The sequence below is a fragment of the Paracoccus endophyticus genome, from assembly GCF_003286075.1.
GTDB lineage: Bacteria > Pseudomonadota > Alphaproteobacteria > Rhodobacterales > Rhodobacteraceae > Paracoccus > Paracoccus endophyticus.
In genome coordinates this window covers 1-1,382 of record NZ_QLUV01000046.1, presented here as the reverse complement: position 1 = coordinate 1,382, position 1,382 = coordinate 1, and the positions used below count along the sequence as shown (strand labels likewise).

Sequence of the window (1,382 nt, the reverse complement as noted above, 5' to 3'; positions counted from 1 at the left end):
GTGGACGGCGTGGTTGTCGATGGCCGCTCGTCCGTGGACGAAAGCATGATCTCGGGCGAGCCGGTTCCGGTGGAGAAGGTGTCCGGCGATCCGGTCACCGGAGCCACGATCAACGGCACCGGATCTTTGATGATCGAAGCCACCCGCGTCGGCGCGGATACCATGCTGAGCCAGATCGTGGAGATGGTCTCGAACGCGCAACGCTCGCGCGCGCCGATCCAGAAATACGCCGACCGGGTCGCGGGCCTGTTCGTGCCGGCGGTAATCGGGATCGCGATCCTGTCCTTCATAGCCTGGGCTGTCTGGGGGCCCGAACCGTCACTCTCCTATGGCCTGGTGGCGGCGGTGGCGGTGCTGATCATCGCTTGCCCCTGTGCGCTTGGCCTTGCGACACCAATGTCGATCATGACCGCGACCGGACGGGGCGCCCAAGCCGGCGTGTTGATCAAGAATGCCGAGGCGCTGGAGCGTTTCGAGAAGGTCGACACCCTGATCGTGGACAAGACCGGAACGCTGACCGAGGGCAAGCCGCGGCTCGTCGCGGTGCTGCCCGAACCGGGACATGACGAGAGCGAGATCCTGCGCCTTGCCGCGTCGCTCGAACGTGGCTCGGAACACCCCTTGGCCGAGGCGATCGTGCGCGGTGCCGAAGAGCGCGGCGTGGCGATGGTCGAGGCTGGCGATTTTGAGGCCGTGACCGGTCAAGGCGTCCGCGGCACCGTCGATGGCCGACCAGTCGCGCTCGGCAACATCCGGCTGTTGCGCGATATGGGGCTGGACGCGGGGCCGCTGATCGCCGCGGCCGATGCTCGCCGCGATCATGGAGAGACGGTGATGTTCGTGGTCATCGATGGCGCGGTCGTTGGTATGGTTTCGGTTGCCGATCCCGTCAAGGAAACGACACCTGCGGCGCTGAGATCGCTCCATGAGCTTGGCTTCCGGATCATCATGGCGACGGGCGACAACGAGCGCACTGCCAAGGCGGTGGCTGCACGCTTGGGCATCGACGAGATCCGCGCCGATGTGATGCCAGAGGACAAGGCCCGCATCATCCGGGAATTGCAGGCTGAAGGGCGCAAGGTCGCGATGGCCGGCGACGGGGTTAATGACGCCCCCGCGCTGGCGCAGGCTGATGTCGGCATCGCCATGGGCACTGGGGCCGACGTGGCGATCGAAAGCGCCGGGATAACACTGGTCAAGGGCAATCTTGACGGGATCGTCCGCGCCCGTCGGCTCAGCCGGGCGACGATGCGCAATATCCGGCAGAACCTCTTCTTCGCCATGATCTACAACGCCGCCGGCGTGCCGATCGCAGCGGGACTGCTCTATCCCTTCTTCGGCATCCTCATCAGCCCGATGTTCGCGGCCTTTGCGATGAGCGC

1 protein-coding gene is annotated in these 1,382 nt (G+C 65.8%); it reads left to right on the top strand.

Going from position 1 to position 1,382, the window contains the following annotated elements:
* Positions 1-1,382 (top strand): copper-translocating P-type ATPase (locus DPQ23_RS15170; protein WP_162630801.1); only part of this gene is annotated, 1,382 nt, incomplete at both ends.